The sequence below is a fragment of the Rhizobium pantanalense genome (assembly GCF_030182525.1).
In the GTDB taxonomy this organism is placed as follows: Bacteria; Pseudomonadota; Alphaproteobacteria; order Rhizobiales; family Rhizobiaceae; genus Rhizobium.
Genome location: NZ_JAQJCH010000002.1, coordinates 351,217 through 370,453, shown reverse-complemented (window position 1 = coordinate 370,453; position 19,237 = coordinate 351,217). Strand labels below are relative to the sequence as shown.

At 59.2% G+C, this 19,237-nt stretch carries 23 protein-coding genes; 6 read left to right on the top strand and 17 right to left on the bottom strand.

Annotated elements, in window-relative coordinates; genetic code table 11:
- Positions 1–53: 53 nt before the first annotated feature.
- Positions 54–1,790 (top strand): L-arabinonate dehydratase, encoded by a 1,737-nt coding sequence (araD, locus tag PH558_RS07795; RefSeq protein WP_095436852.1) that lies wholly within the window; start codon positions 54–56, stop codon positions 1,788–1,790.
- 18 nt (positions 1,791–1,808) lie between these two features.
- Positions 1,809–2,534, top strand: coding sequence for a ribonuclease activity regulator RraA (locus PH558_RS07790; protein WP_095436853.1), 726 nt, complete (start codon positions 1,809–1,811; stop codon positions 2,532–2,534).
- A 51-nt stretch (positions 2,535–2,585) separates the two neighbouring features.
- Here the strand turns inward: PH558_RS07790 and PH558_RS07785 are convergent, their stop codons facing one another.
- Both PH558_RS07785 and recX read right to left on the bottom strand, forming a co-directional pair.
- On the bottom strand, positions 2,586–3,200 hold the full coding sequence (locus PH558_RS07785) for a DUF922 domain-containing Zn-dependent protease (RefSeq protein WP_285203205.1): 615 nt from the start codon (positions 3,198–3,200) through the stop codon (positions 2,586–2,588).
- A 64-nt stretch (positions 3,201–3,264) separates the two neighbouring features.
- Positions 3,265–3,801: a recombination regulator RecX gene (recX, locus tag PH558_RS07780; protein ID WP_285203203.1), complete on the bottom strand. Its 537-nt coding sequence runs from the start codon at positions 3,799–3,801 to the stop codon at positions 3,265–3,267.
- A gap of 259 nt (positions 3,802–4,060) precedes the next feature.
- Between recX and PH558_RS07775 the strand changes: the two genes are divergently transcribed.
- On the top strand, positions 4,061–5,092 hold the full coding sequence (locus tag PH558_RS07775; RefSeq protein WP_285203202.1) for an aldo/keto reductase: 1,032 nt from the start codon (positions 4,061–4,063) through the stop codon (positions 5,090–5,092).
- A 61-nt stretch (positions 5,093–5,153) separates the two neighbouring features.
- Here the strand turns inward: PH558_RS07775 and PH558_RS07770 are convergent, their stop codons facing one another.
- Positions 5,154–6,188 (bottom strand): aldo/keto reductase, encoded by a 1,035-nt coding sequence (locus PH558_RS07770; RefSeq protein ID WP_113407601.1) that lies wholly within the window; start codon positions 6,186–6,188, stop codon positions 5,154–5,156.
- Positions 6,189–6,282: 94 nt separating this feature from the next.
- On the opposite strand from PH558_RS07770, the gene PH558_RS07765 reads away from it, so the two are divergent.
- Complete coding sequence (locus tag PH558_RS07765; protein ID WP_285203199.1) at positions 6,283–7,188, top strand: LysR family transcriptional regulator; 906 nt, start codon at positions 6,283–6,285, stop codon at positions 7,186–7,188.
- A 59-nt stretch (positions 7,189–7,247) separates the two neighbouring features.
- Here PH558_RS07765 and PH558_RS07760 read toward each other — a convergent pair whose 3' ends face one another.
- The 13 genes from PH558_RS07760 to PH558_RS07700 all read right to left on the bottom strand — a co-directional run bounded on the left by PH558_RS07760 (position 7,248) and on the right by PH558_RS07700 (position 16,868).
- Positions 7,248–7,907: a peroxiredoxin gene (locus PH558_RS07760; RefSeq protein ID WP_285203196.1), complete on the bottom strand. Its 660-nt coding sequence runs from the start codon at positions 7,905–7,907 to the stop codon at positions 7,248–7,250.
- Between the two features lie 107 nt (positions 7,908–8,014).
- Complete coding sequence (locus tag PH558_RS07755; protein ID WP_113407599.1) at positions 8,015–8,599, bottom strand: RBBP9/YdeN family alpha/beta hydrolase; 585 nt, start codon at positions 8,597–8,599, stop codon at positions 8,015–8,017.
- A 61-nt stretch (positions 8,600–8,660) separates the two neighbouring features.
- On the bottom strand, positions 8,661–8,831 hold the full coding sequence (locus PH558_RS07750; protein WP_154660809.1) for a hypothetical protein: 171 nt from the start codon (positions 8,829–8,831) through the stop codon (positions 8,661–8,663).
- A 60-nt stretch (positions 8,832–8,891) separates the two neighbouring features.
- Positions 8,892–9,452, bottom strand: a complete 561-nt coding sequence (msuE, locus tag PH558_RS07745; protein WP_285203193.1) for an FMN reductase — start codon at positions 9,450–9,452, stop codon at positions 8,892–8,894.
- A gap of 386 nt (positions 9,453–9,838) precedes the next feature.
- Positions 9,839–11,032 (bottom strand): UxaA family hydrolase, encoded by a 1,194-nt coding sequence (locus PH558_RS07740; protein WP_285203191.1) that lies wholly within the window; start codon positions 11,030–11,032, stop codon positions 9,839–9,841.
- A complete protein-coding gene (locus PH558_RS07735; RefSeq protein ID WP_285203186.1) occupies positions 11,029–11,361 on the bottom strand; it encodes a UxaA family hydrolase in 333 nt (110 codons plus the stop codon). The genes PH558_RS07740 and PH558_RS07735 overlap by 4 nt, the downstream gene beginning before the upstream one ends.
- Positions 11,362–11,365: 4 nt before the next feature.
- Positions 11,366–12,064: an RraA family protein gene (locus PH558_RS07730; protein ID WP_113407595.1), complete on the bottom strand. Its 699-nt coding sequence runs from the start codon at positions 12,062–12,064 to the stop codon at positions 11,366–11,368.
- A 26-nt stretch (positions 12,065–12,090) separates the two neighbouring features.
- Positions 12,091–12,876, bottom strand: coding sequence for an SDR family NAD(P)-dependent oxidoreductase (locus tag PH558_RS07725; protein WP_285203185.1), 786 nt, complete (start codon positions 12,874–12,876; stop codon positions 12,091–12,093).
- Between the two features lie 14 nt (positions 12,877–12,890).
- On the bottom strand, positions 12,891–13,904 hold the full coding sequence (locus PH558_RS07720; RefSeq protein ID WP_285203184.1) for a zinc-binding alcohol dehydrogenase family protein: 1,014 nt from the start codon (positions 13,902–13,904) through the stop codon (positions 12,891–12,893).
- 65 nt (positions 13,905–13,969) lie between these two features.
- Positions 13,970–14,761 (bottom strand): transporter substrate-binding domain-containing protein, encoded by a 792-nt coding sequence (locus PH558_RS07715; RefSeq protein ID WP_285203182.1) that lies wholly within the window; start codon positions 14,759–14,761, stop codon positions 13,970–13,972.
- Positions 14,762–14,808: 47 nt separating this feature from the next.
- Positions 14,809–15,537 carry an amino acid ABC transporter ATP-binding protein gene (locus tag PH558_RS07710; RefSeq protein ID WP_095436866.1) on the bottom strand — a complete coding sequence of 243 codons (729 nt, stop codon included), beginning with the start codon at positions 15,535–15,537 and terminating at the stop codon, positions 14,809–14,811.
- Entirely contained in the window at positions 15,521–16,174 is a 654-nt protein-coding gene (locus tag PH558_RS07705) for an amino acid ABC transporter permease (protein ID WP_285203179.1), read from the bottom strand. The genes PH558_RS07710 and PH558_RS07705 overlap by 17 nt, the downstream gene beginning before the upstream one ends.
- A 10-nt stretch (positions 16,175–16,184) precedes the next feature.
- On the bottom strand, positions 16,185–16,868 hold the full coding sequence (locus PH558_RS07700) for an amino acid ABC transporter permease (protein WP_095436868.1): 684 nt from the start codon (positions 16,866–16,868) through the stop codon (positions 16,185–16,187).
- Between the two features lie 154 nt (positions 16,869–17,022).
- Between PH558_RS07700 and PH558_RS07695 the strand changes: the two genes are divergently transcribed.
- Positions 17,023–17,907: a GntR family transcriptional regulator gene (locus PH558_RS07695; protein WP_285203171.1), complete on the top strand. Its 885-nt coding sequence runs from the start codon at positions 17,023–17,025 to the stop codon at positions 17,905–17,907.
- Positions 17,908–18,000: 93 nt separating this feature from the next.
- On the opposite strand, the gene PH558_RS07690 is transcribed toward PH558_RS07695, so the two are convergent.
- Positions 18,001–18,522 carry an invasion associated locus B family protein gene (locus PH558_RS07690; protein WP_113407587.1) on the bottom strand — a complete coding sequence of 174 codons (522 nt, stop codon included), beginning with the start codon at positions 18,520–18,522 and terminating at the stop codon, positions 18,001–18,003.
- Between the two features lie 378 nt (positions 18,523–18,900).
- Here PH558_RS07690 and PH558_RS07685 point away from each other — a divergent pair, with 378 nt between their 5' ends.
- On the top strand, positions 18,901–19,110 hold the full coding sequence (locus PH558_RS07685; RefSeq protein WP_285203166.1) for a hypothetical protein: 210 nt from the start codon (positions 18,901–18,903) through the stop codon (positions 19,108–19,110).
- Positions 19,111–19,237 lie beyond the last annotated feature (127 nt).

The following is a 19,237-nucleotide window of genomic DNA, read 5'->3' as shown; positions in this document are numbered from 1 at the left end:
CGGCGCATGCTTTTATCCCTTCGACCAACATTCGAATACAAGGCGCAACTACAATGAACAGCAGGAAGAAGCCCCAGGATTTACGCAGCGCCAGATGGTTCGCCCCGGATGATCTCAGAAGCTCGGGGCATCGCTCGCGCACCATGCAGATGGGCTATGCACCCGAGGAATGGGTGGACAAGCCCGTCATCGCCATCCTCAACACCTGGTCCGACGCCAATCCGTGCCATGCTCATTTCAAGCATCGCGTCGAGGACGTGAAGCGCGGCATCTTGCAGGCCGGCGGCTTTCCGCTGGAGCTGCCGGCGCTGTCGCTATCGGAAAGCTACGTCAAGCCGACGACCATGCTCTATCGCAACATGCTCGCGATGGAGGCCGAAGAGCTTTTGCGCTCCCATCCGGTCGACGGCGCCGTGCTGATGGGCGGATGCGACAAGACCACGCCGGGTCTCGTCATGGGCGCGCTCTCCATGGGCCTGCCGATGATCTATCTGCCGGCCGGCCCGATGCTGCGCGGCAATTACCGCGGCGAATATCTGGGATCCGGATCCGACGCCTGGAAGTTCTGGGACGAGCGCCGCGCCGGCACCATTTCGGAGAAGGAATGGGTCGATGTCGAGGCAGGCATCGCGCGTTCCTACGGCCACTGTATGACGATGGGCACGGCGAGCACGATGACGGCGATCGCCGAGGCGCTAGGCCTCACCCTCCCCGGCGCAAGCTCGATCCCCGCACCGGATGCCAACCATATCCGCATGTCATCAGCTGTCGGCCGGCGTATCGTCGAGATGGTTTGGGAAGATCTGGTCCCCTCGAAAATCGTCACGCAGGCCGCCGTCAACAATGCCGTCGCTGTCGCGATGGCGACGGGCTGTTCCACCAATGCCGTCGTCCATCTGATTGCCATGGCACGCCGCGCCGGCACCAATCTCTCGCTCGACGATCTCGACAAGGCCGGACGCACGACACCCGTGCTCGCCAATATCAGGCCGACCGGCAAGACCTATCTGATGGAAGATTTTTACTATGCCGGCGGCCTCCGGGCACTGATGTCCAAGCTCGCCTCCAAGCTCGATCTTTCCACGCTGACCGTCTCCGGCGTCACCCTCGGCGAAACGCTGGAGGGGGCGAAATGCTACAATGACGACGTGATCCGCTCGCTCGACAATCCGGTCTATCATGAAGGCTCGCTTGCGGTGTTGAAGGGCAACCTTGCACCAACCGGCGCCGTCATCAAGCCGGCCGCCTGCGATCCGCGCTTCCACAAGCACCAGGGTCCGGCACTCGTCTTCGACAGCTATCCTGAGATGAAGGCGGCGGTCGACGATGAGGATCTCGACATTACGCCCGATCACGTCATGGTGCTGCGCGGTGCCGGCCCGCAAGGCGGTCCCGGTATGCCGGAATGGGGGATGCTACCGATCCCGAAGGCGCTTCTGAAGAAAGGGCATAGGGATATGCTCCGCCTCTCCGATGCCCGCATGAGCGGCACCAGCTATGGCGCCTGCATTCTGCACGTCTCACCCGAGTCCCATATCGGCGGCCCGCTGGCGCTCTTGCGTAACGGCGATATCGTCCGCCTCGATCTCGAGGCACGGCGCATCGACATGCTCGTTGACGAAGACGAATTGCAGCGCCGTCGCGATGCCTGGGTCAAGCCGGCGGAAAAATTCGGCCGAGGCTATGGCTGGATGTTCTCGCGCCATGTGGCGCAGGCCGATACCGGCTGTGATTTCGACTTCCTGGAAAACAGCTTCGGCCCGATGCCGGGCGAACCCGACATCTACTAATCACGAGGGATATATCGCATGAGCAACTATGTGCTGAGCAAAGAGACGCGCGACAAGCTGATGGGTGTCGCAACACCGACGATCGCCACCGCGCTTTTCCGGCGCGGCCTGCGCAACCAGTTCATCCAGGATGTGCGCCCGCTCTCGCCGAAGAAGGCAAACATGGTCGGCCAGGCCTTCACGCTGCGCTATATTCCGGCGCGCGAGGACCTGAATACGCTGGAAGTCTTCCGCAACCCAGAGCATCCGCAGCGTGCCGCCGTCGAGCAATGCCCGCCCGGCTTCGTGCTGGTCATGGATAGCCGCAAAGATGCACGCGCCGCCTCTGCCGGCTCCATTCTCATCTCGCGTCTGCAGGTGCGTGGGGTGGCCGGCGTCGTCACCGATGGCGGCTTCCGCGACAGCCCGGAAATCGCCGCCCTCGATATCCCCTCCTATCATCACCGCCCGTCCGCACCGACGAACCTGACGCTGCATCAGGCCATCGAAATCAACGGTCCGATCGGCTGCGGCGATGTGGCAGTTTTTCCTGGCGACGTGCTGGTTGGCGATAATGAGGGCGTCATCGTCATCCCCGCGCACCTTGCCGATGAGATTGCCACTGAGACCGTGGAAATGACAGCCTATGAGGACTTCGTCACGGAAGAGGTCATGAACGGTGCGACCATCATCGGCCTCTATCCGGCGACCAGCGACGCGCCGAAACTCAAATTCGCCGAATGGCGGAAGCGGAAGGGTCGATAAGACCACATAGGTCACGCAGCCGGCGGATTTATCCGGCTGCGGCTCTCTTAATTACTCTTCCTTGACCAGCTTCAGAACGAGCTGCTGGAGATTGCCGCCATCGCTGAATTCGACCCTATCGAAATCGCTGTTGCGCTGCCGTTCCCTGTTGGAAATCTCACCGAGCCGCTTCGTCAGTTCCACGCGGATTTTGCTGCATTTCGGGTCGTCGGGCACGGAAAAGCCGACGCTCATCGTCTCGATCTCCTTGACCATATCCTTGATGAAGCCGCCATGTACCCGCTCATGCGCCTCGACTCCGGCGATGAATTTCTGCCAGCTTTTGCGGGTCGACGCCGGCAATTGCGCCGAAGGCTTCGGCAGCGTGTAGGTAATGATCAGCTTGGGTATGTTGACCGTGATCATACAGGCGCCGTTCGGCTGCGGCTCGTATTTGCGCGTCCAGGTCAGCTTGAAATCGGTATGGGCGATCGCCCTCACCTTGGGTCCAAGCAAGGGGCCGCGATCGCCGATAGAGTCATATAGCTCGCGCCCCGAGGATCCGGTAATCGCATAGGTCTTGATCGTCTCGACTGCCTGCCACTCGGCGTGGGCCGTCATCGGCAAGGAAGCGATGCACATCGCCACTGCGAGCAATCGAAAATTCACTGTCACCAACGTCCTCATATTCACGGTCTCAAGCGCCGCGAAGCTATCCGTTGGTCTCGGCTATTTCAACGAGCATAGAGCTTCAGAATGCCGAGGCCGACAGCAATAGTTCCTCGGCGTCCTCTCGTTCCATATTGAAGACCCTTTTACCAACTGCGAAGCTGAAACCGTTGCGCGCGAAGGCAGATAGTTCCTTTGCCTTGCGCTTTTCATCGAGATCGCCGCGCCGGAATGGGCCGAAACCACGCTTCCGGGCAAAGATGACGGCGGAATGGAGATCGTCGACCTCCTCCACCGCCGCGACGACCGTTTCGCCATCTATGCCCTTCGACGCGAGCTTGAAGGCGATGGCTTTCTTCGATTTGCCCGAACGAACTGCCGAGCGTGTGCTGATTTCGGCAAAAGCGACGTCATCAAGCACCTTCAGTTCATAGGCAAATTTCACCGCGAACTCGGCAAGTGCCTTGATCTGAGTTTCGCTAATATCCTCGAACTTGTGCTCGGCTTTCTTGGAAATCGCATCGAACAGCTGCTTCTCGGTCATCATCCGGCGCTCGAGACGATAGATGGTCGAGTTGCGTGCCCAGGAAAGCATGCGGCTTGTCGGCGTTTCATCCATGAAAGGAAGCATTCGGCGAGAGAAGAATCATTACGGAGAATTTTACGCAAGCCAGGCCGCCCAGGCAATGAATACGCTTGGTAATCATGGGATGATTAGCTATGCTCTCTTCGCGGCCAAGGCGGTAAAACGCCGAGCGTCGAATCCCATCGACGGTGGAGGCCGTCTCAAGCACCACATTGCTATGGATCACGGAGCCTGCCGCTTTCCCGACAGCTTTGCCGATCGGGTGCCAGCGCTCCGTTCAGAGGAGGCAGGAATGGATTATCGCAAGCTCGGCCCAAGCGGGGCCGTTGTCACGGCCTATTGCCTTGGCACCATGACTTTCGGCGCGGAAGCAGACGAGGCCGCGTCGCATAAACTTCTCGACGATTATTTTGCATGGGGCGGCAACTTCATCGATACCGCCGATGTCTATAGTGCAGGCAAGTCGGAAGAGATTATCGGCCGCTGGCTGAAGGCTCGTCCGACGGAAGCGCGCCAGGCCGTGATCGCCACCAAGGGCCGCTTTCCGATGGGCAACGGTCCGAATGATATCGGTCTGTCCCGCCGGCACCTGGGTCAAGCCCTGGACGACTCGCTGCGTCGTCTCGGCATCGAGCATATCGATCTCTATCAGATGCATGCCTGGGATGCCCTGACACCGATCGAGGAGACGTTGCGGTTTCTCGACGATGCCGTGCGCGCCGGCAAGATCGGCTATTACGGCTTTTCCAATTACGTCGGCTGGCATATCGCCAAGGCCGTCGAGATCGCCAAGGCCCAGGGCTACACGCGGCCGGTGACGCTGCAGCCGCAATATAATCTGCTCGTGCGCGACATCGAACTCGAGATCGTCGATGCCTGCCTTGATGCCGGCTTGGGCCTGCTTCCCTGGTCGCCGCTTGGCGGCGGATGGCTAACAGGCAAATACAAGCGCGACGAAATGCCGACCGGCGCCACGCGGCTTGGCGAGAACCCCAACCGCGGCAGCGAATCCTTCGCGCCACGCAACGCGCAGGAACGGACCTGGGCAATCATTGCCGCCGTCGAGGAGATCGCCAGAACACGAGACGTGACCATGGCACAGGTAGCGCTTGCCTGGACGGCAGCACGCCCGGCGGTAACGTCAGTCATTCTCGGCGCCCGCACGCCCGAGCAGCTTGCCGACAATCTTGGCGCCGCCAAGCTGACGCTCTCGGAGGCGGAGATGGATCGGCTGAACGAGGTCAGCGCGCCGCAACCCGCTGCCTATCCTTATGGCGAAAGCGGCCGGAACCAGCGCCATCGCAAGATAGAGGGTGGCCGTTAAGTCGCATCCGGCGGCGAAGCATTTGCCTGCTTCGCCGCCGTCGTTGGGATCGCCTGCTGCGTCAGACGAGCGGCGGGTTAAGTCTGGCAAAACCTTCCTGGCGTCGGTAGGGAAAATAGGGATAGGGAGCCGTTATCTCACTGACCTTATCCAGCCTCTCGATCTGCTCTTTCGAAAGCGTCCAGCCGACCGCACCGAGATTCTGCCGCAACTGCTCCTCGTTGCGCGCGCCAATGATGACGCTTGCAACGGTCGGCCGGCTCAGTAGCCAGTTGATGGCGATTTGCGGCACGTTCTTCCCAGTCTCGACAGCAATCTCATCCAGCACATCGACGATATCGAACAGCTTGTCGTCATCGACGGGCGGGCCGAAGGTCGCGGTTTCGTGCAAGCGGCTCTTTTCGGGCAATGGCTGTCCGCGACGAATCTTGCCGGTAAGCCTGCCCCATGCCAGCGGACTCCAGACCAGGGCGCCGACATTCTGATCCGCAGCGAGCGGCATCAGCTCCCATTCGTAATCGCGGCCGGCGAGCGAGTAATAGACCTGATGGGCGACATGACGCACGTAGGAGTGCTTCTCCGAAACAGCGAGCGATTTCATCAGCTCCCAGCCGGCGAAGTTGGAAGCGCCGATGTAGCGGACCTTTCCCGCCTTCACGAGGCCATCAAGGGTGGAAAGCGTTTCCTCAATGGGCGTCGAGGCGTCGAAAGCATGCAATTGCAAAAGGTCGATATAATCGGTGCCGAGCCGCCGCAAGGTGGCGTCCACCGATGTAATCAAGCGCGAACGCGAACTCCCCCAATCGGCCGGTCCATCGCCCATCGGCAAAGCTGTCTTCGTCGAGATCAGGACAGCATCCCGCCTGCCCCGGATCGCCTGACCAAGCACCTCTTCCGATGCGCCTGCCGAATAGACATCGGCCGTGTCGAAGAGATTGACGCCGGCCTTGAGGCAGATGTCGACCAAGCGCCGCGCTTCTATCGCATCCGTCGAGCCCCAGGCGCTGAAGAGAGGCCCGCTGCCGGCAAAGGTGCCGGCGCCGAAACTGAGAACCGGAACGCGCAAGCCGGAAGCACCGAGATTTCTGTATTCCATCGTCTGTCTCCTATTGGTTCTTCAGATAGATAGACGCTCGGTCGAAGGTGATATAGATTGCCGGAAAGAAACTGATTTATGATTTAAATTCATCATGAGCCGCCAAGAGATCAACCGTTCCGGTGAAATGGAAGTCTTCGTGCGCGCCGTGGAACTCGGTGGCTTCACTGCCGCGGCTGCGGCCTGCCGGATGACACCGTCCGCCGTCAGCAAACTTGTCACGCGACTTGAAAAGCGCCTTGGCGCGCGTCTCATTCACCGCTCGACGCGGCGTCTGCAGCTCACTCCAGGAGGTTGCGCCTTCTTCGAGCGCAGCGTCGCCATTCTTGCCGATATTGCCGAAGCCGAACGCCATGCGTCGGCGGGAGAGCAGGTCGCTGGCCATATCCGCATCAACACCAGCGGCTCCTTCGGCAATCATGTGCTTGCTCCGCTCATTCCAAGCTTCATGGCGCTACATCCCGATGTCTCGCTGGAGATCTTCCATACGGATCGCATCGTCGACCTGATGGAGGAGCGCGCCGATATCGCCATCCGCGCAGGGCCGCTAAAGAGCTCCAGCCTCACGGCCCGCAAGCTTGGAGGGACGCGAAATCTCATTGTCGCCTCCCCGGCCTATCTACGCAGGCATGGAACGCCTCGCTCCGCCGCAGAATTGGCAAAACATTGCCGCATCAGCTTTAGCTATTCCCGAGCGATCGAAGGTTGGCCGCTGCTCATTGACGGCGAAATTGCGACGGTACCGGCAGCGCGGAACCTGCAGGTTGGCGATGGCGAAGCCATCCGGCATCTTGCGCTAGCCGGTGCCGGCCTGGCTCGCCTTGCCGCCTTTACCGTCAAATCGGATATCGCGGCCGGGCGGCTAAAGCCCCTGCTGGAAGAATTCAATTCCGGCGATATCGAGGAATTCCACGCCGTCTATATCGGTCAGGGCGGCGGCCCCCTGCCAGCGCGCGTGCGTGCCTTGCTGGATTTTTTGCGCGAAAACGTTCACCTGTAAAAGCGACACGGCCGTCAAGGCCGCATCGCGTCAGCTAAAACTCTCAGTCACCACGCCTATCAGGCTGATGGCTGGCGGGTCTTGCGCAGATAGGGCAATACCGTGTCGAACGAGCCGAAGCGGGTGATGGCGTCTTCGTTGGAGACAGCGGCGGTGATGATGACATCCTCGCCCTGCTGCCAGTTTGCCGGCGTCGCGACCTGATGCTTGGATGTCAGCTGGATAGAGTCGATCGCACGCAGGATTTCGCCGAAGTTCCGGCCCGTCGTCATCGGATAGGTAAGGATCAGCTTGATCTTCTTGTCGGGACCAATGACGAAAACGGAGCGAACCGTGGCATTATCAGCCGGCGTGCGGCCTTCCGAGCTTTCGCCGGCGCCTGCCGGCAGCATGTCGTAGAGCTTGGCGACCTTCAGGTCCTTGTCGCCGATCAGCGGATAGTCGACGTCGAAGCCGGTCGCCGTCTTGATGTCGTTCTTCCAGCGACCATGGCTCTCTACGGGATCGACGGAAATACCGATGATCTTGACGCCGCGCTTGCGGAATTCGCCTTCGAGGCCAGCCATTGCGCCGAGTTCCGTCGTGCAGACCGGCGTGAAGTTCTTCGGATGCGAGAAGAGCACGGCCCAGCCGTTACCGATCCAGTCATGGAACTTAATCTCGCCCTGCGTCGTCTCGGCCGCAAAATCCGGCGCGATATCGTTGATGCGCAAACTCATTGTCTTACCTCCAAAACCTGCCCCGGCGCGCATTTGTAACAGCCAGGGAACGAGAAAAAAATTCGTCGCACAATGGCGTCGAATGTCGGATATGAAAAGCCCTTCTTTTAAATGGACGCCGCGATTGCCGCTGAAAACCCTTGCGGCCTGCGATGCCTGCTGCGCGCCTTCAGCATTTCAAGGAAGCCGTAGCCGCTTGCCCAGCGCCCGAAACCACTCGCTACGTTGATATGCCCGGCAAGACCGATATTGCGGACGTCCGAATTCCATAGCCGTCCGAACATGCCGAGCCGGTCGAGGCTCATATAGATGTCGTTCAGGCTTCCGACTGTCATGCTGGGAAATGGCAGCGTGTCGGTCGGCATGGTGCCGAAGGACAGATGTCCGGCATGAAGTGTTTCCGTCACCGGAATATCGCAGGGCGCGACGAGCAGCGCACCTTTGACCCTTCGTGCGGCCTCGCGGCCAGCCAGCCTCGCCGTCAACACGCAGCCCAGGCTGTGGGCGACGATATAGGCTTCACCGGCCTCTTCCAGCGCGGCTTCCAACTTCTCCATCCAGCTGCCGAGATTGGGAAAGTCCCAATCATCCTGTTCGACAAGCCGGACGTCGCTATGATCCTGCAGCCAATAGCGCTGCCAATGTCCCTCGCCCGAGCCGAAAAGGCCAGGCACAATCAGTACTCTGGTCATATGAGCCTCACGAGAAAGATCGAACACAAAGCTTGCGACAGGAAATCAAAAATGCATCCCTTCAATGCCAAGGCGCGGGGGATGTACACCAATAGTAGATCTCGTAGTCGCGCGCGGAGAGCTCTCGCTCGCCAGGCTCGGGCCGATCGACGGACCGGATGCGCCCATCCTCATCCCGCAACGCACGCCCAGCGAAAATCGTCTTCAGGCGGCTAATGACGTTCCATTTCATGTAACCCTCCATTTGGTTGATAGATCCGAGGCGGTTGAAGACAATTTATCCGTCGGCCCATCATTCGGCCGCAGCGAGCACCCTTATCGAATGCGGGAAGAAAGCCGAGAGCTCACCGACGACCTCATTGATCCGGTTGGCCAGCGGTTCCGAAGAGACCTTATAGTCGGCAAAATCACGATCCGACGCATAGACAGCGGTTGGCAGGGTGTGTGCCATGAAGAAGCCGAAGAGCGGCCGCAGCTGATGTTCCACCATCAGCGCATGCCTGTCTCCGCCGCCGGTCGCGGTGATGATGATCGGCTTGGCGCGCAGCTCGTGCGGATCGATAAGATCGATCAGATGCTTGAACAGTCCGGGATAGGATCCCTTGAACGTCGGCGAACCGATAATCAGCGCATCCGATGAGACGATATCGTCGATCACGCCTTTCGCCTGGTCGTCGAGCTCCTTGCGCCACTGAGCGGCGCCGAGGGACGGACCAACATCGTGCAGATCATAGACCTTGCTTGAGAAGCCATATCGCTCAACGGTCAGATCCGCGACGGTCTGGACCAGCGCGTAGGTCTTCGACGGCCTGTTGAAGCTGCCGGCAATGCCGACGAGTTTGGGCGCACTCATTCTCATCCCTTCCGAAGATCGCATGCATTTTCGATAATGCAAATATTGTCCATAAAAATAGTAGATTAAAAGAAACAGCGATCTCTGAAAGGTACAGGAATTGGAAAATCTCTTTCTACATTGCAACCAGCTGGACGGGGCGCGACAATGTCGGTGCGCGGGCCGAAAGGCACAGTTCGGGCTGCGTCATGGGTAAGAAACCCGCGACACGGCAGGACATGGCACGCTGAAGACGGCGGCTGTCCTCTATTAGAGGAGGTCAGCTTTTAGCTGGATCGCATCGCAATATATGCCGTGTCGACGAAGTTCCTGAGGCCTTTTGCCCTACATCGTTGCGCCGCATATCAGGACATGCCGGATATGCTTAAATCTAACTCCGATAGATTCTAGGCCGGCAGACATGCCGGCCCGATCGGCTCAAAAGACTTGTAGGTCAGGATGAACTCCTGATGGCCGAGGCTTTCCGACTTCGTCGGTTTACCACCGGCAACGTCCTGAAGAAGCGTGACGATCTCCTGGCCGACCTCATCAAGACTTGCTCGCCCCTCGAGGATACGGCCAGCATCGACATCCATGTCCTCCTCCAGCCGGCGGTAAGTATCCGGATTGGCGCAGATCTTGATCACCGGCGAGATTGCCGAGCCTGAAACCGAGCCGCGGCCGGTGACAAAGAACACCATGTGACAGCCGGACGCTATCATCTCGACAATTTCGGCATTGTCGGAAATATTCGGGAAGCCGAACCGCACCTCGCCGTCAGGCACCACGTCCATCAGATAAAGACCGCCACGCGGCGGAATATCACCGGGCTTGATCAGGCCGGAGATCGGCGACGCCCCCGACTTGGCATAGGCGCCCATCGATTTCTCTTCGATCGTCGTCAGCCCGCCATCGGCATTGCCCGGTGCAAAGCTGCCGTAGCCGAGCGTGGCATAGTAGCGTGCCGCCTTGGCAACCGCCGCACGAAGCTCGTCGGCAAGTTCAGGCGTGACCGCACGGTCGGCCATGATCTCCTCGCAGCCGATGAGCTCACCGGTTTCCTCGAAAATGCAGGTAGCACCGGCCGCCACCAGAGAATCGAAAGCCCGGCCCGCCGCCGGATTGCCGGTAATCCCGCTGGTTCCGTCCGACCCGCCGCAAACCGTCCCGACGATCAGCTCGCTGATGTCCATCGGCACCCGTACATCGCACGCCAGGTTTTCGAGCTGCTTGCTTACCCAGGCACGACCGGCCGCAATCGTGCTGCGCGTGCCGCCATCGTTCTGGATGGTCAGTGTCTTCACCGGCCTGCCGCTCTCCTCGATGATCTTGGATAGCGAGTATTTGTTGAAGCTTTCACAGCCGAGCGACAGCAGCAGAACCGCACCGATATTCGGATGGGTACAGAGCCGCTCCATCATTCGTTGGGCGTAGGCATTGGGAAAACAGCCGGGGAAGCCGATGAGATGAACCTCCTGTCCGTCGAAAGCCGAGATGATCTGACGTCCGACGTGGTGGGCACATTCGACCAGATAGGCGACGGCGACGATATTGCGAATGCCTTTGCGGCCATCCGGCCGCAGATAGCCTTGCAAGGTCATTTTTTGATAACCTCCTGGATGTCGAAGAAGTGGCTCGGCGTGTAGTCGCTCTTGACGTTGTGCACGTGGACGTGGTCACCGGGCGCGATCGGCGCAATGGCAGAGCCGATCGGAGCGCCGTATTTGTAGACCTTGGCGCCCGGTGCGATCTCATGCCGGGCGATCTTGTGGCCTCGCAAAATCGTCTTTGCGAGTGTCATCTCCCGTTCCCCGACACGAACATGTTCCCCTGCGGGAATATCCTCGCGGCAGACGAAAACATTGTCCTTTTCCGAAAGCAGCAGCAGCCGTGGATCATCGGCATGTGTTAGCGGCGCGCCAGAGCCCATGACCTCACATCACTCCAAACGTCGCGAAGGCTTCGACCGTGCTCATGCCGTCGCGGATTGCCTCCGCCACCTTGTTTTCGGTACGCACCTTCTCCAGGGCGAGCGAGATCGCTTCCTTTTCTACCGCCTTCGGGATGACGAGAACGCCTTCGCGGTCGCCATAGAGCAGATCGCCAGGTTCGATGCGGACACCTTCGATTTCGATCGGGGTATTGTAGTCGATGACCTTACCGCGCGGCCCCTGATCCTGCGCATAGATCCCGCGGGAAAAGGCCGGGAAGCCAAGCCGTTCGATTTCGCCGGCATCGCGCACATAACCGTCGAGAATGGCACCCGCGGCCTGCAGATGAGTGGCTCTCGTCGACATCAGACCGCCCCAAAGCGCGTAGCGAAGCGACGAACCCGTAGCAACATAGACGTCGCCCGGCTTCAGTGAATCCAGCGCTTCGAACATGATGCCGAACGGCTTGTCAGCGAGCGGGCCGAAAGAGCCCTTCCCGTCCGAGAAGATATCGGCTTCAAGCACCGGCATTGCGCGGCCGGCGATCTTCATGTCGTCGCGCAGAGGCTTGATGCCAGCGGGCAGGAACTGTCGACGATAGCCAAGCGTATCAAGGATATCGCCGACGACAGCGGTAAAGAGTTCGGCTTTCAACACGCGGAACAGATCGGCATCGGTTGAGTAGGTCGCTGTGGTATCCATCGGGAAACCTCCCTTCATTGCAATTTTTAGAAGCCAATGACGGCGCCGCCGTCTACGATGATGGTTTGGCCGGTGATATAGCCGGCGGCCGGTGATGCGAGGAACGCGCATGTCCAGCCGATTTCCTCGGCCGAGCCGAGGCGGTTCATCTGAATGCGGCCCATGATTTTGGCGCGGCGAGCCGGATCGTTGGCCGTAGCCTTCTGAAAGAGATCCGTATCGATCCAGCCGGGCGCCACGGCATTGACACGGATTCCTCGGCCGGCGAACTCGGCCGAAAGCCCGCGCACGGCACCCGTCAGCGCCGTCTTCGCCGTCGTATAGCCCATCACCAACGGCTGGCCGATGAAGGATGTCATGGATGCGGTGAAGAGCACGCAACCGCTTCCTCTTGCGATCTGCCCAGGCAGAAATTGCCGGGTCAATTCCAGCGCGCCGCGAACATGGACGTCCATGACTTCGTCAAAGTCGGCAATATCGGATTCCTCGAACGGCTTCTTCACCGTATTCCCGGCATTGTTGACGACGATATCGACCGGGCCGTGCGCCTCCTCCACTCCGGCCGCGAAAGCATTGATCGAGGCAAGATCACGAAGGTCGAGCTGTGCGGCCTTCGCCAGGGGGCCAATCGATTCCGCGGCTTCCTCAAGAAGATCCGACCTGCGGCCTGCCAGCACCACCTCAGCACCCGAGGCCGCGAGGCAACGCGCGATCGCGAGGCCCAGTCCACTACCTCCGCCGGTCACCAGCGCGCGCTGCCCGTCCAGTCGGAACGCACCATACCAGTCCGGAAGCGCGGTTGGAGATTTCATGCTTGCTTGCATATTCATCTTTCGACAATGACCTTCAAAACGTCGCGATTCTTGTCCCAAAAGGGCAATGCACCTTCGGCCTCGGCGAAAGGTATGACCTTGGAAATGAGCGAGGCGGCTCGATCGCCGATCGTCTCGAGGTAAGCGATCACCGCATCGAAATCGGACCTGGTCGCGTTGCGCGACCCCATGATATCCAACTCCTTGAGATTGAACATTTGTGTTTGATAGGTGACAGGAGCCTTGGCGTAGCCGACATAGACGACATGCCCGCAAAAGCCGGCAAGATCGATCGCCTGGCGAAAGGTTTCCGGAAGACCGACCGCCTCGAAAGCCACGTCGACGCCCTGATCATCAGTCAGTTCGACAATGCGCGCCGCGACATCTTCCGTGCTGGCATCGATTGTGTGACGAGCGCCGAACTGCCTCGCCAGCGCGATCTTTTCCGCGCTGAGATCGACGGCAATCACCTCGGCTCCGCGAGCAACGGCTCCGATGACCACGCCCATGCCGATCATGCCGCAGCCCAGCACGATGATGCGATCACTCGACGAAGCGCGGCCGCGCGCCACCGCATGGAAGCCCACCGAGAGGGGCTCGACCAAGGCAAGAAAGCGTGGATCGAGCGTGTCATTCAGAATCACCTTCTCCGCGGGAAGAACGATCTCTTCGGCAAGCCCGCCATCCTGCTGAACACCGAGCGTCCGATTGTAGCGGCAGGCATTCACGCGACCCTTGCGGCAGGAAGAGCAAGTGCCGCAACTGGTATAGGGAAGAACGATGACGCGCTGTCCCGGTTGATAGGCGGACGAAACGCCCGCCCCTGTCTCGATGATCTCGCCACCGATTTCGTGCCCTGGGATGCGCGGCAGCTCCACCAGCGGGTTGAGGCCTCGAAACGTGTTGAGGTCACTCCCGCAGATGCCGACATGGCGGACGGCGATACGGACATCGCCTTCTCCGAGCTGCGGGCGGGCGACATCGATGAAACGGCTGACACCTTCACTTTCGATCAACAGGGCTTTCACGGGACGATACCTTTCCGGTTTGGGGGCGTGAACCGGACGCTTACGCCCGGTTCGCTGGAAACTGTTCAGTTCAGGGTAGCGATGTCGGCCGGCAGGTCGACGCCGTTGTATTTCTTGTAGATCTCGTTGAGTTTGCCGGTCGCAAGGTTCTCGTCGACGAACTTGTCGAGCCGCTGCTTCAAGGCAGCCTCTCCCTTGCGGATGCCTATGGCATAGGGGAATACCTTGAGCACCATCTTCACCTCGAATTTCGACGCTGGATTGCGCTCGTTCGCCGCCTTCATGATTTGCGGCGACGTCGCCATCACATCGACCTGGCCGCTGACGAGTGCCGTGACCAGAGTGGCGTCATCATCGTAACGCACGATTTCCGAGCCGTCGTTGACCTTCGTGACTTCCTTGTCGTTGACGCTGCCGCGCGTGGTGCCGATGCGCTTGCCCTTCAGGTCGGCCATGGTCTTGATGGTCTGGCCGGCAGGTGCTGCGACGACCGATTGGATCACACCATAGGGCTTTGAATAGTCGATGACCCGCTTGCGCTCGTCTGTCACGCTGAGCGACGCGATGACCATATCCGCCTTGCCCGTCTGCAGATAAGGAATGCGGTTGGGGCTGGTCACCTGGACGATATCAAGCGGCTGACCGAGCTGCTCGGCAAGAAGCTTGGCAACTTCGACATCGGAGCCATAGGGCTGCATGTTGACATCGATCATGCCGAACGGCGGCGAGCCGAGATCGAGGGCGATAAGGACCTTTTTCCGGGCCTGGATATCCGCAAGGGCGTCTGCCTGCGCATAGCTGGCGAACGTGCCCAGGATCGCAAGTGCGGTGGCTGCTAGAATATGACGGCGCTTCATGGTTCTCCTCCGATTTAGTTTTGATTGCATTTCGCTGCCCGTGGTCCTCAAAGCCCGTTGCCGACGAAACTGCGCAGTTCCTCGGTCTGAGGGGCATCGAGCAGGGCCGCCGGGCCATGCTCCCAGACCCTGCCGAGATGCATGTAAAGGACATTGCTTGCCACTTTCCGGGCAAAAGCCATTTCATGGGTGACGAGGATCATCGTCATGCCGCCCCGCGCTAGGTTTTCGATGACCTTCAGCACCTCGCCGGTCAGCTGCGGATCAAGCGCGGACGTCACCTCGTCGAACAGCATGACTTGTGGCTGCATGGCCAGCGACCGGGCGATTGCAGCGCGCTGTTGCTGGCCGCCGGACAACTGTTCAGGGTAGAAAGAGGCTTTTTCCGCGAGCCCCACCCGGCCGAGACAGTCGAGCGATATATCCCGGGCTTCAGCCTTGCTCAGCTTCTTGACGCAGGTCAGCGCCAACGAGGCATTCTCCAGGACGGTCAGATGCGGGAATAGGTTATAGCTTTGGAAGACAATGCCAACATCGCGACGAAGCGCGCGCTTGTCGAGATCCGGCGAGTGGATCTTGTGCCCGCAAACCTCGATCTCGCCGCCTTGAATGGTCTCCAGCGCATCGATGCATCGCAAAGCGGTCGACTTGCCCGAACCGGACTGTCCGATGATGGCGACCACTTCGCCTGCATCGACCGAGAAGGAAACACCGTTCAGGACCTGCAGCGCGCCAAAGCTCTTGCGGACATCGGATAATCTAACGATTGGAGACATTCAGTTTCCTTTCCAGCTTCCGGCTGGCGAGCGTGAGCGGGAAGCAGATAGCGAAATAGATTGCGGCGACCACCATGAAGATGCTGAAGGGCTGGAAGGTGGAATTGTTGATCAGTTTGCCGGCCTGCGCGAGCTCGACAAAACCGATCGCCGAGGCGAGCGACGTGTTCTTTATCACCTGAACGAGGAAGCCGACCGTGGGTGGCGTCGCGATGCGCAGCGACTGGGGAAGAATGACCCGTGTCATGCGCTGCCAGCGCGAGAGACCAAGACATTCCGCAGCCTCCCATTGCGTCTTGGCAATCGACCGGATCGAACCGCGCCAGATCTCGGCAAGAAAGGCCGAAGTGTAGAGCGTGATCGCGACACCGGCGGCCAGCAAGGCCGGAAGATTGTTGAACCCGGCAATGCTGAGCCCGAAATAGACGATGAAAAGCAATACCAGCAGAGGCGTTCCCTGGATCAGCTGCACATAGATCGTCGCAGTCCAGCGAATGGTGCGGCTCGGCGAGATCCGTGCCAGAGCCACGACGAAGCCAACCAAACCGCCGCCGATGAAACCGAGGGCCGACAATGCGAGCGTCCAGACGGCCGCATCGAGCAGGAAGATGAACTGTGTCAGGCCGAAGGTGGGCATGGGATCCTCCTCACAGGGCCGTGCCGAGCTTGCGCTGGCGTTTGAAAACCATGAAACCTACTCCAAGAAGCGCCCACCGCATGAGGAAGGACAGCGCCAGATAGAGAGCACCGACGACGATGTAGGTCTCGAAGGACAGGAAGGTGTCGGACTGGATACGGTTGGCGACTGCCGTCAACTCCTCCGCTGAAATCTGTGACGTGATCGACGACGCGAGCATGAGCAGCACGAACTGGCTGACCAGCGCTGGATAGACCCGCTCGACCGCCGGCTGGAGAATGACATGCCAGTAGGTTTGCGCAGGCGAAAGCCCGAGACATTCGGCCGCCTCGATCTGAGCCTTCGGAACCGCCTCAATGCCGGCACGCATGATCTCGCAGACATAGGCGCCGATGTTGACGACGAGCGCGATGGTCGCAGCGATATTGGCCGGAATGCGCAAGCCAAGCGTGGCGATGCCGAAATAGATGATGAATAGTTGCACCAGCAGCGGCGTGTTGCGAATGACGTCGACATAGGCGCCGACGACTGTCTTCAGCGTCGCCGAGCCGCTGGTCCGTGCGATCGCACAGAATGTACCCAGCACAAACCCCACGATAGTTGCCGCCACCGAAAGCTGAATCGTCAGCCAGACGCCTTCCGCAAACTGGTCCCAATAAGGAAGCAGGCCCTCGAAATCAAAAGTGTAGCTCATGCGACGCCATCTTCCCGGCAGCGCCAATGAGCAACGAGATGTGCTGATCTCATTCCCGAGCTATCCTCCCTAGCCTGAGGCGGAATCTACACGGTTGAGGCGAGCGATTTAAAGTGGTATTTTTTGTTTAAAAAACCAACGAAACCAAATCGGCATGCGTTCTGAAAACCTCTTCAAACGGCAGTTCAACGAATTCCTGCGCCACATACAATCGGTCGGTCATGGCCACCCTCTTGGCTCGGAACGCGAGATCGGCCGAACCCTCGGGACCAGCAGAACGACAGTCCGCAAGTGCCTGGCGGCCGCGATGGAGGGCGGCCTTCTATCCAGGGACAGGATAGTGCTGCGGCAGGCAGAGCCATCCGAGCTCTATGCTGAAGCAGAGACTATCCCGCCGACATTGATCGTCGAGCGCGCCTTCCTGACCTGGATACTCCAATCCGATAGCGGTCCGGGCCAGGCAATCAATGCGCTTCAGCTCGCGCGGCAATTTGGCGTGTCCACGACGACGATCCGCGAGTTTCTGCAGAGCTTCCGGCATTTTGGCCTGATGGAGCGCGAAGCCGGCGGCAAATGGGTCTTCCGCGGCATGACGCTGGAATTCGCCAACGAGCTTTCCGATATCCGCGAAATTTTCGAAATGCGGTCCGTCATGCGCTTTGCGGAACTCGATGACAGCGACCCGAGCTGGAACGAGCTACGCAGGCTGCGCACCGAACACCTTGCGCTGCTGGAGACGATCGAGACCGATTATCATCGGTTCTCGCTTCTCGACGAGCAACTGCATCGCCTGATCAACAGCGCTTCCAGCAATCGCTTCGTCACCGAATTCTACCACGTCATCTCGCTGATTTTCTTCTACCATTATCAATGGAACAAGAAAGACGAGCGCATTCGCAACGAAGCGGCCGTGTACCAGCATCTGGCTTACATCGATGCGATTCTCTCAAGAGACCAAAGGAAAATTAGCCAGACCTGCACGGCACATCTGAGCGAGGCGCGCCGGACATTGCTTGCAAGCATCAGTCGGGAAATTTGACATCGGAATTCGAGCATACTGCCGGAGCGAAGGAAATCGTGCGGTTGGCGGCACGGCCAATCGCACGGGCAACCCTGCCCGAAATCCAACCTGCTACTGAAGGGTCAAGCCCGATCTGATGTCGGCTCTTGCGGCATAAGGATCGACAATGGAGAGCGCCCGGCTGAGAGCCTCGGCAAACCCATTGAGCGAAATGACGTAGCTCTTGTCACGACCCGTGTCGGTCGCCGCCAGCATCACGCGGAGGCTACGCCGTCGCCGCAGGTTGGCAATCATGGCTGCATCGAGCTTCAGCTCGACCGGACAGCCGCGCGAAGAAGCCGCACCGAACGGCTGAGCCAGACCCAAAGCAGCTTCGTCACCCCGCGGCAGCCGCCCGCTCCGCAGATGCAGCCCCAGCGGCAAGGCCAGTATACCCCTTAGGCTCCCGCCGTCGGGAGTAAGTTCGATCGAAAGCACAGGCGCGTTTGTCTGCAGATCATACAGCGTATAGGAAATCGCATAATGCGGCCGCGCTTGATCGGCAGTTCCCTGATTGACGATGGTAAGCGTCCAGTCGCCGTAACGCTCCTGCAATGTGCTTGAGCCGGCGGCGATGGTAGTCCGCCCAACCATCACAATCGTCCGCTCGGTCGATTTGCCCATATGGGCAAATGCCTATCGGCACGCCGTATGGGCGCGGACAACGCCATCCCATTCATCTCTGCTCCCCGCAACATTATGCGCCCCACCTTACCTCTCGGTCCTCAAAACGCGAGGTTACGATAACAATAGCGTTAATTTTATGCCATTGCATCATATAATTTATATAGCGATAAGAATTACATTTTCATCATGTTCAATTACCATAACCTCCGTCAGCCTTCGCCATGTATTTTTGTAGAGTATACATAGAATTTATGATTTAAAAATATCTGTTTCAATTTGTATTATTAATCTTTACTTCAATTTCACTTATATTGAAAATAACAATTACAGACAAAATAGGTTTGAATGATATTGCACAAGCCGCTCACGAATAGAGCGAGGCTGGTCGGTCAATTGAATGACGGCTCCCAGAAAGACTGCACCGACAATTTCTCTCGCCGCCCCGGTGACAGCAAGATCAGCGGCGGCGGCTTTTCCGGCGAAACGCTGGTCGCCAACGATCCCGGCGGCAACGTCAGCAGCCTCGGCTCCGGTCCGTTCTGGCAGATATTATGAAGCTGATACCCAGCAGTTTGACGGTGTGATGCTTCTCAAGGGTGACGCGCCGACAGCAATTAGGCCGGAACCGGCTATTTTACCGGCGGCAGGAGGCGTAAGGAATGAGGCCGACCACGCTACGATC